Annotated in this window: 11 protein-coding genes; 4 read left to right on the top strand and 7 right to left on the bottom strand. The window is 72.8% G+C overall.

The window, feature by feature from the left end; genetic code table 11:
* Positions 1–27: 27 nt before the first annotated feature.
* Positions 28–1,410: an MFS transporter gene (locus tag IEZ06_RS06935; RefSeq protein WP_189235803.1), complete on the bottom strand. Its 1,383-nt coding sequence runs from the start codon at positions 1,408–1,410 to the stop codon at positions 28–30.
* 79 nt (positions 1,411–1,489) lie between these two features.
* Positions 1,490–2,686: a sensor histidine kinase gene (locus IEZ06_RS06930; protein ID WP_189235802.1), complete on the bottom strand. Its 1,197-nt coding sequence runs from the start codon at positions 2,684–2,686 to the stop codon at positions 1,490–1,492.
* A gap of 240 nt (positions 2,687–2,926) precedes the next feature.
* Between IEZ06_RS06930 and IEZ06_RS06925 the strand changes: the two genes are divergently transcribed.
* Positions 2,927–4,732, top strand: coding sequence for a glycoside hydrolase family 43 protein (locus IEZ06_RS06925; protein ID WP_189235801.1), 1,806 nt, complete (start codon positions 2,927–2,929; stop codon positions 4,730–4,732).
* Positions 4,733–4,811: 79 nt separating this feature from the next.
* Here IEZ06_RS06925 and IEZ06_RS06920 read toward each other — a convergent pair whose 3' ends face one another.
* From IEZ06_RS06920 to IEZ06_RS06905, 4 genes are all read right to left on the bottom strand, one after another.
* Positions 4,812–7,001 (bottom strand): MMPL family transporter, encoded by a 2,190-nt coding sequence (locus IEZ06_RS06920; protein WP_189235800.1) that lies wholly within the window; start codon positions 6,999–7,001, stop codon positions 4,812–4,814.
* A gap of 81 nt (positions 7,002–7,082) precedes the next feature.
* The gene (locus IEZ06_RS06915; RefSeq protein ID WP_189235799.1) at positions 7,083–7,634 is read right to left on the bottom strand and encodes a TetR/AcrR family transcriptional regulator; all 552 of its coding nucleotides are present in this window, start codon (positions 7,632–7,634) and stop codon (positions 7,083–7,085) included.
* A 165-nt stretch (positions 7,635–7,799) separates the two neighbouring features.
* A complete protein-coding gene (locus IEZ06_RS06910; RefSeq protein WP_189235798.1) occupies positions 7,800–8,960 on the bottom strand; it encodes an acyl-CoA dehydrogenase family protein in 1,161 nt (386 codons plus the stop codon).
* A 74-nt stretch (positions 8,961–9,034) separates the two neighbouring features.
* Positions 9,035–9,532, bottom strand: a complete 498-nt coding sequence (locus tag IEZ06_RS06905; protein ID WP_189235797.1) for a MaoC family dehydratase — start codon at positions 9,530–9,532, stop codon at positions 9,035–9,037.
* A 313-nt stretch (positions 9,533–9,845) separates the two neighbouring features.
* Between IEZ06_RS06905 and IEZ06_RS06900 the strand changes: the two genes are divergently transcribed.
* Positions 9,846–10,193: a hypothetical protein gene (locus tag IEZ06_RS06900; protein ID WP_189235796.1), complete on the top strand. Its 348-nt coding sequence runs from the start codon at positions 9,846–9,848 to the stop codon at positions 10,191–10,193.
* Positions 10,194–10,342: 149 nt separating this feature from the next.
* On the top strand, positions 10,343–10,684 hold the full coding sequence (locus tag IEZ06_RS06895; RefSeq protein WP_189235795.1) for a hypothetical protein: 342 nt from the start codon (positions 10,343–10,345) through the stop codon (positions 10,682–10,684).
* A 191-nt stretch (positions 10,685–10,875) separates the two neighbouring features.
* On the opposite strand, the gene IEZ06_RS06890 is transcribed toward IEZ06_RS06895, so the two are convergent.
* The gene (locus tag IEZ06_RS06890) at positions 10,876–12,183 is read right to left on the bottom strand and encodes an aspartyl protease family protein (protein WP_189235794.1); all 1,308 of its coding nucleotides are present in this window, start codon (positions 12,181–12,183) and stop codon (positions 10,876–10,878) included.
* Between the two features lie 766 nt (positions 12,184–12,949).
* Here IEZ06_RS06890 and IEZ06_RS06885 point away from each other — a divergent pair.
* The gene (locus IEZ06_RS06885) at positions 12,950–13,969 is read left to right on the top strand and encodes an NBR1-Ig-like domain-containing protein (RefSeq protein WP_189235793.1); all 1,020 of its coding nucleotides are present in this window, start codon (positions 12,950–12,952) and stop codon (positions 13,967–13,969) included.
* Positions 13,970–14,257 lie beyond the last annotated feature (288 nt).

Below are 14,257 nucleotides of genomic sequence, written 5' to 3'. Positions count from 1 at the left end.
AATCCCTAGAGGGTGATGAATCAGACATCACGTGTCAACAGTATCCGGCCTGCTCAGCGTACGGAGCAGCTCCCTGTGGCGGTGCAGGATCAGGGAGAGCGGCACCATGAGCGCCAGCAGCAGGCAGCCGCAGACGACCGCGAGGGTCTGCAGGCCGTACGCCCTGCCCAGCAGCCCGCCGCCCAGCGCGCCGAGCGGCATGAGGCCCCACAGCACCGTGCGGATCGCCCCCAGCACCCGGCCGAACAGGTGCGGCGGGACCAGGGCCTGGCGCACCGACATCACCAGGACGTTCCAGACCAGCAGCGACCCGCCGCCGAGCGCCATCGCGGCCGCCAGCGCCGCCGGGGACGGGAAGGCGCCGATGAGCACGAAGCAGGCGCCGGGGACGGCCAGCGCGACGCTCATCACCACGGCCCGCGACCACCTGCGGACCAGCGCCGGCACGACCAGGCCGCCCACCACTCCGCCGGTGGCCGAGGCCAGCACGAACCAGCCGAACGCGGCGGCGGGCAGCTCCAGCACGTCCGTCACGAACAGCACCATCACCGCCATGACCGCCTGGAACGCCGCCCCGGTCAGGCTCGCCACCACGGTGAGCCCGCGGATCAGCCGGTGGTTCCAGAACCAGCGCAGGCCCTCGGCCATCTCCGCGCGCAGGTTCGCGGGCCGCCCGTCCACCGACCCGTCCGCCAGTCCATCCGCGTGTCCGCCCGCCTGGCGGTCCGGACGCCTGTTCGCCTGGTCGCCCACCCGCTCCGCCGTCCGCCCGGCCCGGTAGCGGCCGGGCAGCAGGAGCAGCACCACCCCCGCCAGCAGGAAGCCCATCGAGTTCGCCAGGAACGGCCAGGCGGCCGCGACCACGAACAGCGCGCTCGCCAGCGGGGCGCCGAGGAAGCCGTCGGCGACCACCGATGCGGCCTCCATCCGGCCGTTGGCCTTCTCCAGCTGGTCGCGCCGGACCACGGAGGGCGTCATCGAGTGGGCCGCGTTGTCGTAGAGCGTCTCGACGGCGCCCAGCGTGAAGGCGGCCGCGTAGAGCATCCACAGCGCCGCCTGCCCGGCCAGCACCGCCGCCGCGAGCAGCCCGACCACCGCGGTCCTGACCAGCTGGGCGGCGATCATGGCCCGGCGGCGGTCGACCCGGTCCACCAGGGCGCCGCTGACGATCGCGAACATCAGCCACGGCAGGATGGTCAGCGAGGACAGCGCCGCGACCAGCACCGGGTCCTGGGTGAGGGTGACCGCCAGCAGCGGCAGGGCGACCTTGCCCACGCCGTCGCTCAGGTTGGAGACGGTGCTGGAGGCGAACAGGATCCAGAAACGCCGCCCCAGCCCGCGCGCGACCGGGGTCCTCCCTGCGTCCGGGGCGGTCGCCGGTCCTGGGGCGTCCGTACGGCCTGCGGTCATCGATCCTCCGGGGGAGAGGGCGGGTCGGTCGGCGGAGGGCGGGTCGGCCGGCGGGCACTCCGGGGCGGCGGAGGGCGGGTCAGTCGGCGGACACTCCGGGATGGTACTTGGGCAGGCGGACGCTCACCTTCGTCCCGGCGCCCCGGCCGGTCTCCACCACCAGTCCGAACTCGTCGCCGTAGACCTGGCGCAGCCGCTCGTCCACGTTGGCCAGGCCCACTCCCCCGGTCCCCGACCGCGCGTCGGCGTCACCGGCCAGGATGCGGCGGAGCCGCTCGGGGTCCATGCCGACCCCGTCGTCCTCGACGCTGATCCGGCACTCCGCCCCCGAATCCTCGGCGAGGATCGAGATCCGCCCCACGCCGGGCTTGCTCTCCAGGCCGTGCCGTACGGCGTTCTCCACCAGGGGCTGCAGGCACAGGAACGGCACCGCCACCGCGAGCACCTCGGGCGCGATGCGGAGCGTGACCTGGAGCTGGTCGCCGAAGCGGGCGCGCTCCAGGGTCAGGTAGCGGTCGATGGAGCGCAGCTCCTCGGCGAGCGTGGTGAACTCCCCGTGCCTGCGGAAGGAGTAGCGGGTGAAGTCGGCGAACTCCAGCAGCAGCTCCCGGGAGCGGTCGGGGTCGGAGCGGACGAAGCTCGCGATCGTGGTCAGCGAGTTGTAGATGAAGTGCGGGGAGATCTGCGCGCGCAGCGCCCGGACCTCGGCCTCCATCAGCCGCGTCCGGGACCGGTCGAGCTCGGCCAGCTCCAGCTGCGAGTTCACCCAGTTCGCCACCTCGTGGGCGGCGCGGACCAGGCCTGCGGAGGCGTGGCCGCCGTAGGCGGCCAGCGAGCCCACCACCCGGCCGTCGGTGGTGAGCGGCACCACGACGGCGAACCGGATCGGGCACTCGGGCAGGTCGCAGGAGACCATCTCCGGTCCCAGCACCTGGGTCCGGCCGTCGGCCAGGGTCTTGCCGGCGTGCTCGAAGGCCTCGCGGGCGTGGTGGTCGCCCTCGCCGTCGTAGACCAGCAGCCGCTGCTCGTCGGCGACCGCCAGCGCCGGTGAGCCGAGCAGCGCGCGCAGGTGCCGGGAGGCCTTCTGGGCGCCCGCCTCGGTCAGCCCGGCCCGCAGCGGCGGGGCCGCGAGCGAGGCGGTGTGCAGGGTCTCGAAGGTGGCCCGCTCGGCGGGGCTGCTGCCCAGCTCCCGCCGCCCGCGCAGCACCCGCCAGAGCACCAGGGCGGGCACGCCGACCAGGACGACGACCAGCAGCACGGCCACGACGGGTTCCACGCCCCGGACCCTATCCGCCCCCGGCCGCGCCGGGCACCCTCTTCCGGGGCCGCCCGCCCCGCGCCGGCCCCTCCGGCGCGGGGCGGGCGGCGGTGAAGTTCGCACCAGGATGGTGGCCGCCGACTATGTACAACGTTGAATACAACGTTGTAGAAAGATCTGGAAACGGGGGCGTCCAGTCGGGGACACGTGCGAGACGCAGCGGAAGAGGTCTTCATGGGTGCCGGAGTCGTTCGACGCATGATCGTCACATTGGCCGGGCTGGCCTGCCTGCTCGCGGCGGCCCCGGCCGCGGAGGCGGCGGATCCCGCGCCGGCCCCGGAGGCCGCCGGCCGGTCCCCGGCCGCCTCCGGACGGGCCCCGGCCGGACCGGCCGCGGACCGCGGGCCCGGCACCTACACCAACCCGGTCAGCGGCTCCTTCTCCGACACCTTCGCCGATCCGGCGATCGTCCGGGGCCAGGACGGCTGGTGGTACGCCTTCGGGACCAGCGACCCCCTGCGCGAGGGCGAGGGGACCCGCCACCACCTGCCCATCTCCCGCTCGCGGAACCTGGTCGACTGGTCCTACGTCGGCGACGCCTTCACCGAGCGGACCCTGCCGACCTGGGCCGACACCGCGGCGGGCGCGAGCCTGTGGGCACCGGACATCCGGCGCGTGGACGGCGAGTACCGCCTGTACTACGTGGTCACCCAGACCACCGTCACCCCGGAGCCCGGCGACAACGCGATCGGGATGGCCACCGCGCCGACGCCGGCCGGCCCGTGGACCGACTCTGGCACCCCGGTCGTGGGGCCGCGCCGGGGCGCCGGCGCCTCCGGCGACTTCAAATGGACCTTCGACCCCGCCCACGCCGTCGACACCGACGGGACCGAATACCTCGTCTACGGCTCCTACTACGGTGGGATCTTCATCACGCGCCTCGACCCCACCGGCAGGAAGGCCGTGGGCGAGCCCACGATGATCGCCATCGACAACAAGTTCGAGGGCGGCTACCTGGTGCGCCGCGGCGGCCACTGGTACCTGTTCGCCTCCTCGGCCGACTGCTGCGCCGGGCCGACCACGGGTTACAGCGTCTACGCCGGGCGCTCGCGCGCCATCACCGGCCCCTACCTCGACCGGGAGAAGGTGCCGCTGACCGCCTCGCGGGCGGGCGGCACGATCGTCATCGCACCGAACGGCAACCGCTGGGTGGGCACCGGGCACAACGCCGTCGTGACCGATCCCGCCGGTCAGGACTGGCTGGTGTACCACGCCATCGACCGGACCGACCCCTACCTCGACGAGCCGTTCGGGATCAACGAGCGGCCCATGCTGATCGACCGGCTCGACTGGATCGGCGGCTGGCCGACCGTCCGGGGCGGCGCCTGGGCCTCGGAGGACCCGCAGCCGGCGCCCGGCCGCGCCGGCCCCGTGAGGGTCGCGCCCGCTCCCCGCCCGGGTCCGGTCGACCGCCGCCGCAGCGACGAGTTCGACGGTACGGGGCTGGGCCCCGGCTGGAGCTGGGTGCGCGGGCCGCAGGGCGAGGTCACCGGCGGGGCGCTGCGCTGGCCTACCCAGGCCGCCGAGCTGAACAGGGAGGACAACACCGCCTCCGTGCTGCTGCGCGAGGCCCCCCGGGGCGACTGGACCGCCGAGACCAGGCTCCGCATCGACCTGGGGACCGACAGCGTCCGCAACTACCAGCAGGCGGGCCTCATCGCCTACGCCGGTGACGACCTCTACACCAAGCTCGTCCACGCGGCGATCTGGAACACCCGCCAGACCGAGTTCGGCAAGGAGATGCCGTACGAGGGCCGGATCGCCTACGGCGGCACGATCGTCGGGCCGCCCGCCGAGGAGACCTGGCTGCGCCTGATCCACCGCGTCGACCGGCGCAACGGCGAGCACGAACTGCGCGCGGCCACCAGCCGCGACGGCCGCAGGTGGGTCCACGGCGGCGTGTGGACCCTGCCGGCCGACGCCGACCTGCGCGTCGGGCTCATCTCGCTGGGCGGTGCGGGGGCCACGGCCGAGTTCGACTACTTCCGCCTGCACCGCCGCTGACCCGCGGCGGAGGGGCGGGGCCGCGTGACCCGGCGGGACTTCCCGCCGGGTCACGCGGTCACGCGATCGGTCGCGCGGGTCAGACGCCCGCGGGAACCTTCGCGGTCTCCCGGTCGAGGTGGGCGCGGAGCTGCTCCCCCTCGATGTCGACGTTGGGCAGGGCGCGGTTCAGCCAGCGGGGCAGCCACCAGGCGCCGTCGCCGAGCAGGGACATCACGGCCGGCACGATCGTCATCCGGACCACGAAGGCGTCGATGGCCACGCCGATGGCCAGGGCGAAGCCCATCGACTTGATGATCGGGTCGTCCATGAGCACGAAGCCGCCGAAGACGGAGATCATGATGAGCGCGGCGGCGGTGACGACGCGGCCGCCGTGGCCCATGCCGTTGACGGTGGCCTGCCGGGCGGTGTCGCCGTGCACGAAGTCCTCCCGCATCCGGGAGACCAGGAAGACCTGGTAGTCCATGGCCAGGCCGAACAGGATGCCGATGAGCAGGATCGGCAGGAAGCTGACCAGCGGGCCGGGCGTGTCCAGGCCGACCAGGTCGGCCAGGTGGCCCTGCTGGAAGATCGCGACGGTGATGCCGAAGGTGGCGCCGACGGTGAGCAGGAAACCCAGGGCCGCCTTGACCGGCACCAGCACCGAGCGGAAGACCAGCATCAGCAGCAGGATGGACAGGCCCACGACCAGCAGCAGGTAGACCGGCAGGGCGTCGGAGAGCTTCTCGGAGATGTCGATGCCGACGGCGGTGACGCCGGTCAGGGCGATCTCCGCTCCGGAGACGCCGGAGACCCGCTCGCGGATCTCGTGGACCATCGTCTCGGTCGCCTCGTCGGTCGGGCCTGTCTTGGGGATCACCGACAGCAGCGCGGTGGTGCCTGCGGCGTTGAACCCCTGCGGGGCGGCGGCGAGGACCCCGGGCGTGCTCTGGATCAGCTGCTGGGCCTGCGCGACGGCCTGCTGGGCGGCCGGCGCGGAGTCGGCCGTGATCACGGCGACCAGCCGGCCGTTGAAGCCGGGGCCGAAGCCCTCAGCGGTGAGGTCGTAGGCCTCGCGGGGGGAGGAGCCGGCCGGGGCGGTGCCGGCGTCGGGCAGCGCCAGGCGCATGTCCGCCGCGGGGATGGTCAGCGCGCCCAGGGCGAGCACGCCGGCGAGGATGAACGGCAGGCGGTGGTGGGTGACGAAGTAGCCCCAGCGGAAGCTGAGGGGCTGCCGCTCCTCCTTCTTCTCGCCGGCGCCGTTCTCCGGCGCGGTGGCGCGCTGCTTGCGGGGCAGGACGCGGCGGCCGGCGAAACCGAGCAGCGCGGGCTGGAGCGTGATCGCCACCAGCACGGCGACGGCCACGGTGCCCGCGGCGGCCAGGCCCATGATGGTCAGGAACGGGATGCCGACCACCGTCAGGCCCGCGAGCGCGATGACCACGGTGGCCCCGGCGAAGACGACGGCCGATCCGGCGGTGCCGACGGCGCGCGCGGCGGCCTCCTCGGGCTCCAGGCCGTCGGCGAGGTTCTGCCGGTGCCGGGAGGTGATGAACAGCGAGTAGTCGATGCCGACGGCCAGGCCGAGCATGAGGGCCAGGATGGGGGCGGTGGTGGTCAGTTCGACGGCGCCGCTGAGGGCGTAGAGCCCGGCCATGCCGGCGCCGACGCCGATGAGCGCGTTGAGCAGGGTCATCCCGGCGGCGACCAGTGAGCCGAAGGTGATGACGAGGACGATCGCCGCGACGAGGACGCCGAGGGCCTCGGTGGAGCCGATCTCCGGTTCGGCGCTGGTCACCTCGCCGCCGGCCGCCACCCGCAGGCCGGCGGCCTCGGCGGCCGCGCCCACCTTCGCGTAGGCGTCGCGCTGGGCGTCGGTCACCTCGTCGCCGCGGGCGGCGAACTGCACCTGGATCAGGGCGTAGCGGCCGTCCGGGGAGAGCGCCTTGGTCTGGAACGGGTCGAGGGCGGCCAGCACGCCGGGCAGCGCCGAGGCCTCCTTGACCAGTGCCTGCAGGGTCGCCCGGTCCTGCGGGGAGGCCAGCTGCCGCCCTTCGGGGGCGGCGACGACGATGGTGCCGGTCGCGCCGGAGGCCTGCGGGAACTCCTCGGCCAGGGTGTCGAGCGCGCGCTGCGCCTCGGTGCCCGGCATCGAGAAGTTGCTCGCCATGGGACCCATGAAGGCGGCGGCGGACCCGCCGAGGGCGGCCAGTACGGCGAGCCACAGGGCGAGGACCATCCGCCGGCGGCGGAACGAGGCCCGGCCGAGCCGGTAGAGCAGGGTTGCCATGAAGCATCCTTGTCGGAAATGTCGGAAAGAGCGGAAAGGTAGCGGGAACGCCGCCAGGCGCGGGTGGGGTCGGGGACGCCGTCAGGCGCCGGTGGGGTCGAGGGCCCGGGCCGCGCTGCGGACCAGGGCGGAGCGGAGCTCGTCGTCGCCGATCCCGCACGGTTCCATGCAGGCGACCGGGACGCCGCCGAGCACCAGCAGCGCCGCCGCGCGGGCCGCGGGCGCGGCCGAGCGGCCGGTGAGCGCGTCCAGGAGCCGGTCCGTCATCTCCTGCACCCCGGCGAAGGCCGGGCGCTGGAGCAGGTCGGGCAGGTCGCCGTACAGGACGGTGACCTCTCGCCGGAAGCGCATCACGAGGTCCACGAACCCCTCGACGGCCGCGCGCCGTACGGCCTCGTCGTCGAGGGCGGCCAGCCGGGCGTCGAGTGTCTCGAACGCCTCCACCGCGGGTGCCAGCAGTTCGGCGAGGATCGCGTCCTTGCCGTCGAAGTGGTACAGCAGGGCGGCCTTGGAGCAGCCGACCGCCCCGGCGATGTCCTGCAGTGAGGTGCCCTTGAAACCGGTCGCGGCGAAGAGCCGGGACGCCGCGTCCAGGATCTCCTCACGGGTGCCCGAGCGGGTGCTGCGAGACATCGAAACCCACCTCCTCCTCAAGAATGCCTGTCCGATCGGTCAGTGTTTGACCGATCGGACAGTTTTCCGGAGTGGGTTACCTCACATTTGTGCCGATGGCCCGCTTCGTCGCAGAAGCGCGCTCCGTCCCGGTGGTGGATTCCGTCCCGTGGGCTCCCGTCCGGCTCACCAGCCGACCGTGGAGTCGCCCGCGACGAGGGACCGGGCGATGACCATCCGCTGGACGTCGTTGGTGCCCTCGCCGATGGCCATGAGCGGCGCGTCGCGGTAGAGGCGCTCGACGACGAACTCCTGGGAGTAGCCGTAGCCGCCGTGGACCCGCATGGCCTCCATGGTCGTCCGGAGCGCGACCTCCGAGGCGAAGTACTTGGCCATCGCGGCCTCGGCGGTCACCGCGCCGCCCTCCGAGCGGACCGCCGCCCAGTAGGTGAGCAGCCGGGCGGCCTGGATCTCGGTGGCCATGTCGGCGAGCTTGAGCTGGATGGCCTGGAAATCGGAGATGGGCCTGCCGAAGGCGTGGCGCTCACGCGAGTAGGCCAGCGCGGCGTCGTAGGCGCACTGGGAGACGCCCACCGCGCGGGCGGCGATGTTGATCCGGCCGAGCTCCAGCGCCGACAGGGCCTGCTGCATGCCCCGGCCCTCCGTCCCGCCGAGCAGCGCCGAGGCCGGGACGCGCACGTCGTCGAGGACGACCTCGCAGGTCTCGGTGCCCCGGTAGCCGAGCTTGGGCAGGTCGCGGCCGACGGTGTAGCCGGGGGTGCCGGCCTCGACGAGGATCAGGGACATCCCGCGGTGGGCGGGCTCGGTGATCGAGGTCTTGACCAGGACGGGCATCGGGTCGGCGTGCCGGGCGTTGGTGATCCACGTCTTGGTGCCGTTGATCACGTAGTGGTCGCCGTCGCGGACCGCGCGGGTGCGGATGCCCTGCAGGTCCGTGCCCGCCCCCGGTTCGGTCAGCGCGATCCCGGTACGGCGGGCGCCGGTGGCCAGGTCCGGCAGGTAGGCCTTCCGCTGCTCCCCGGTGCCGTACCGGGCGATCATCCACGCGGCCAGGGAGTGCGAGCCGAGCACCCCGGCCACGCCCATCCAGCCACGGGCGATCTCCTCGAAGACCAGGGCGAACGAGACCCGGTCCAGGGCCAGCCCGCCGTACTCCTCGGGGATCGCGATGCCGAACAGCCCCAGCTGCCGGAACCGGTCGACGATCTCGGCCGGGTAGCGGCCGGTGCGCTCCCACTCCGGGGCGACCGGCACGATCTCGGAGTCGACGAACTCCCGCAGGGTCCGCTGGAACAGCCGCTGCTCGTCGTTCAGCTCGAAGTCCACCCCTGGACGTCCTTTCGATCGTGGCACGGGAAGGCGGGCGCGGTCCCCGGATCGCCGCCGGACCGGCCTCGGCCTCAGGCGAGGGGAACCGGACGTCCCGGCTCGTCGCCGCGCTCCTTCAGGTAGACCGCCGTCGGGACCATGACCTTGCGGCGGAAGACGCAGACCAGGGTGCCGTCCTGCTTGTGCCCCCTGGTCTCCACGCTGACCACGCCGCGGTCCTCCTTCGAGGCCGACCGCCGCCTGTCCAGCACGGTCGTCTCGCCGTAGATCGTGTCCCCGTGGAACGTGGGGGCGACGTGCCTGAGCGACTCGACCTCGAGGTTGGCGATCGCCTTCCCCGAGACGTCGGGGACGGACATGCCGATCAGCAGGGAGTAGACGTAGTTGCCGACGACGAGGTTCCGGCCGTGGTCCGTGGTCGCCGCGTAGTTGTCGTCCAGGTGGACGGGATGGTGGTTCATGGTCAGCAGGCAGAACAGGTGGTTGTCGTACTCCGTCACCGTCTTGCCGGGCCAGTGCCGGTAGACGGCGCCGACCTCGAACTCCTCGTAGGTGCGCCCGAACCGCATGCCTTCCCCTCCATCGTGGGTCCACACGTCGCCCGGCATCCCGGCCGCGCCAGACCGGAACATTGTTCCACCGACGAGGACGCCGCACCAGCTCCCGGCCACGTCCGGGGCGGCTTCCCATTTGTCCAAAGTCCAAAGTCCGACGTCCGAAAGTCCGAAGCCGCAGCTCTGGACGGAGATCGCTTGGTCGGAGCGGGGGCGGCGGGCAAGCTGATCGAGTCCTCGGCGCCCGCGGCTCCCGGCCGCGAGGCGCCCTCCCCCGCCGGTCGCAGAACCGGCCGGGGCCTTGTCGGAGAACGAAGGAAAAGCCACCTTGCACTACAGGAAACTGGTGCCCGCCGTAGCCGCTCTCGCCGTGCTGTGCGTCCCGTCCGTCGCCAGCGCCGGAACCGCGGGGGCTTCCGCCGACGTCCACCGGAAGTCCGCCGCGTGCGCGTCGCCCAGCGGAAAGAAGATCAACGTCTCGTGGGGTGACGGCAACGTGACCACCACCGTGTACTACAACAACCACTGCAACCAGAAGCGGGCCGTCAAACTGCAGTTCGTCCGCGAGAACGGCACGATCTTCCACAAGTGCTTCACCGTCGGGGCCAAGAGCAAGGGCAGCAAGAAGATCGACCACAGCATGCCCAACAAGGTGACGCTGCCCGGCAGCTGCTAGGGCCCGCGTCCCCCGGTACTCACAGGCGGGGGACCGCCCGATGCCCCGCTCCGCCCCGCGGGCGGAGCCGCAACGGAGAACGCCGGACCGACCCGCTCGGTGCGGTGACCGCAGTCGAACGAACACACTCACCGGATGAGGAGACCTTCATGCCCATGTCGTCTCGCAGGACCAGCCTGCGCACCCGCGCCGCCGTCTTCGCCGCCGCCTCCCTCGCCGCCGCCGGTCTCGGCGTCGGCACCGCGGCTCCGGCGTCGGCGGACGTCCACCGCGGCGTCGCCGGCTGCTTCGCCTGGTCGTGGGGGGACGGGAACACCTCCGTGACGGTGTACTGGAGCAACCGGTGCAACAACAAGCGCAAGCTGAACATCAAGTACAGCCTGGGCTGGACCACCAAGTCCTACACGGCGGTCGTCGGGGCCAACGGGAAGGGCCACAAGAAGTTCCAGACCGCCTCGATCGTTTCCATCACCGACGGAGGCCGGGCCTAGCCGCCCGGAGTCCGGATCATGAGGTGAGCCGGACTCCGCAGGTCCACAGGATCGCGCCGCGCAGGCGGAGCCCGGCCGGGGAACCGTCCGGGCTCCTGCCGAAGCGGAAGGCGGGCCCGCACCGCTCCTTGATCCGGTTGATGCAGCGCCCGGCGGTGTTGCGCCCGGTGTGCAGCGCCGCGTCGCGGCGGTCAGGCGGCCTGCCCGCGGGTGGCGTAGAGGTTCATGTCGGTGAAGTCGAGGGTGACGGTGTTGGGCTTGTGGAAGCTGTGGAAGAAGGCGGCCGGCACGTCGAACCCGTTGGGGGCAAGGGGTGCGTCCGGGTTCGTGAAGCAGTAGACGCCGTTGGCGGCGACGCCGCCCAGACGCATCTCCTTCGGATAGCAGGGATAGGCGACGGCCGGGTGGCTGCCGGCAAAGGTCTCGACCGGGCGGTCGCGGTCCACGCGGACCTGCAACCGCTCGGCCGTCGCCCCGTTCACGATCCCGGCGACCTCGCTGTGCCCGCCGAAGAGCACAGCCACCACCCCCGTGCCGGAACCGGCGGCGCCGGCGACCCTGCCCCTGCTGTGGAGCACGTTCTCGCGGGCCAGCCACATCGGCAGGGGCGCGGTGCCCGCCCGCTCGGCGGCGGCGCGTACCTCCGCGGCCGTCTCGGGGGTCCGGCGCCGCAGGATCAGCCGCCGGCCCGCGTAGTCGAAGGTGGTCAGCAGGTGGTAGAAGACCCACATGCCGATCATGCCGTCGGCGTCGGTGTCGACGTCCCCGCCCGACTCCGTCGTCGACCAGCTCACGGGGACGTTGCGGAGCTCGATGCCGCCCAACCGGAACGAGTCCAGCGCCCCGTAGTGCATCCATACGGTGCCGTTCAAGTAATCGATCTTCTCGCTGGCGACGGGCCTCAGCCCGGCCTCCTTGGCCACCGTCGCCGACACCTGCAGCGACGGGGCGCCGGTGTAGAACGTGAAGCGCTTCGGCGGCCCGCCGTTGACCGAGGCCTCGACCAGCGGCTCCGGGTCCATCTGCTTCCAGGGCAGCTGCGCGGTGTCGCCGCGGACCTGGTACGGCTCGTCGGAGAACGTCGCGAACCATTCGGCGTAGCTCTCCTGGCCGGCGGCTCGCCAGTGCGGTGCCGAGAGGGAGAGTTTGTCCTGCCGGATGTAGCAGTCGGCCAGGAACCGGTTGGCGTCCCTGTCATCGGGCGCCAGAGCGACGGCCAGCTTGAGGTATCTCTCCGCGTCACGGAACCGGTTGGCCAGCAGCCCGACGTAGCCGCGCCGACGGGCCGCGTGCAGGTTCTCGGGGTCCTTTCTCAGGATCTCCTCGTACGCGCGGCCGGCCTGCTCGAACATCCCGGCCTTGAACAGCGCGTCCGCGTCACCACCGCCGACTCGTGCCGTGGCCGCCTCACCGAGCAGCGGCACCGTCGCGGCCGCACCGGCCAGCACGGCGGCGCCCCGCAACAGCGAGCGCCGGTCCCATCGCCTGTCATCAGCCATGCCTTCTCCCATTTGTGATCAACTTCACCGCGGCCTTCGGTCCGACTGACGGTTACAGCGCCTCCGGCCTGTCCGGAAACGGCGTCCCGTCCACGTTCCAGTCGCCCGTGGACGGCTCGGGTCAAGGCCGGCCCGACGCCCTCCCGCACAGCCGGTCATCCCCGATCGACGACACTCACGACACGCCGCCGGATTTCGCCGCACGCTCGGTTACCCGCCCGCAGCTCGCCCGTCGACGTCGACCACTGTCTCCGGGCCGTGTCTTCGCCTCGTCCGCGCCGTGTCATGATCGGGTCACGGCCGCAAGCGGCGACGGCGCTGCCGTACCCGCGACGGGGTGCGTCGCGGCGTGCTCGTGCGGATGGCGCGACATCGCGTGGGAGGAGACGGCGGCTTTCGTCGCGCCCGGAGACCATGCGCGGAGCGTGTCGATCGCCGGCCGGACCGGCCATCCAGGGCAGCGTGTCGATGACCGGTCGACGGCGGCGTCCGGCTGACCGGTCGACGAGAGTCCTGGCGGCGCCAGGGGCGTCCGCGACGCCGATCGGAGGCGTCCGGCGGCTTCCGGTAACCTACTCCGTTCGAAAGCGTGTTGCCGGAAAGGGTCGTGCCGGATCCGCGGGCGCGGATGCCGGGCGGTGCCGACCAGAACGGGTAGGGGATGCCGGAGTCACCGGACGTGCACAGGTCGCCAGATTCGCTCCCGGAGAAGCCGGGGCCCCGGCGGGGGCGGAGGCCCGCCCGGCCCGATCCGGAGTCCGGTCCGGTGGCGCTGCTCGCGCACCGGCTCTGGGAGCTCAAGGAGAGGGCGGGCGACCCGTCTTTCGCGGAGATGTCCTCCCGCCTGGGAGCCGCGGCCTCGAAGTCGTCGCTGGCCGCCGCCGCCCGGGGAAGGACGCTCCCGACCTGGGAGACGACGTGGGAGTTCGTCCGGGTCCTCGCGGTCGGCCGGCTGGGCCAGGACGAGCGGGAGACCGAGCGGGAGTGGCGGTCGTACTGGGAGCAGGCCAGGACCCAAGGTCCGCCGGCCTCCCCCGCGACGGAGAGCGAGCCGGCGCGGACCGGATCTGTGGAGAACGGACCGGCGGACAAGGGACCGGCGGACAACGGACCGGCGCGGACCGGACCGGCGCGGACCGGACCGGCGCGGACCGAGCCGGCGCGGACCGAGCCGGCGCGGACCGAGCCGGCGCGGACCGAGCCGGCGGGGAGCGGGCCGGCGGGGAGCGGGCCGGCGGGGAGCGGGCTCGCAGAGGGCGGGCCCGCGGCGAGCGGTCCCGCTCCGGCCGCGCGGCCGCTCCGCATCGGCAGGCCCGTCGTCCTGAGCGTGCTGTCCGCCGTCCTCGCCGGTGGCGCCGGTGCGCTGGTCGCCGCGTTCTCGCCGTTCGGCGGCGAGAGCGCGCCGGACAAGGCCGTGCCGCACGAATCGCCGGCATGGACGGCGCAGTCGAGTGACGACTCCGTCTTCGAGGGGGACGTCACCTACCCGGATGGGAGCACGGTGCGCAGGAAGGCGCACTTCACCAAGGTGTGGCGGATCCGCAACGCCGGAACCGTCCCCTGGAAGGGCCGGTATCTCACCCGGATCAACAGCACGCCGTGCCGTGCTCCCGAGCGGATCGCGATCGAGCCGACCGCTCCGGGCAGGACGACCGACATAGCGGTGCGCGTCCGCGCCGCCGCCGGCCCGGCCAGATGCAAGATCTTCTGGAAGATGACCAGCGAGGACGGGACCCCGCTGTTCCCCGCGAAGAAACCGATCTTCCTGGACGTCAGCGTGAAGTGATCGCGAGCGGAGGTCAGCCGCTCCGGCGGCGTTCGCGCGGCGCCGTGACACCGGCGGCGCCGTGACACCGGCGGCGTCGGCGTCGGCGTCGGCGTCGGCGTCGGCGTCGGCGTCGGCGTCGGCGTCGGCGTCGGCGATCGTACGGCCCGGTGGGCGGCGGGCACCGGGCCTTTCCGAGGCCTTCCCGAAGCTCTTCCCGAAGAAGATCCCCCGGTGGGGTGCGGAATGCGTCCGGGAGGAGAGAACCACTCGAAGGAGTCTCCGTGGGAGACGCGCACGGGTGGCCGG

Origin of the sequence: Planomonospora antibiotica (genome assembly GCF_014647955.1) — a bacterium.
Lineage (GTDB): Bacteria > Actinomycetota > Actinomycetes > Streptosporangiales > Streptosporangiaceae > Planomonospora > Planomonospora parontospora.
The sequence above is the reverse complement of the archived record's forward strand: the minus strand, read 5'-3'. Positions and strand labels throughout refer to the sequence as shown.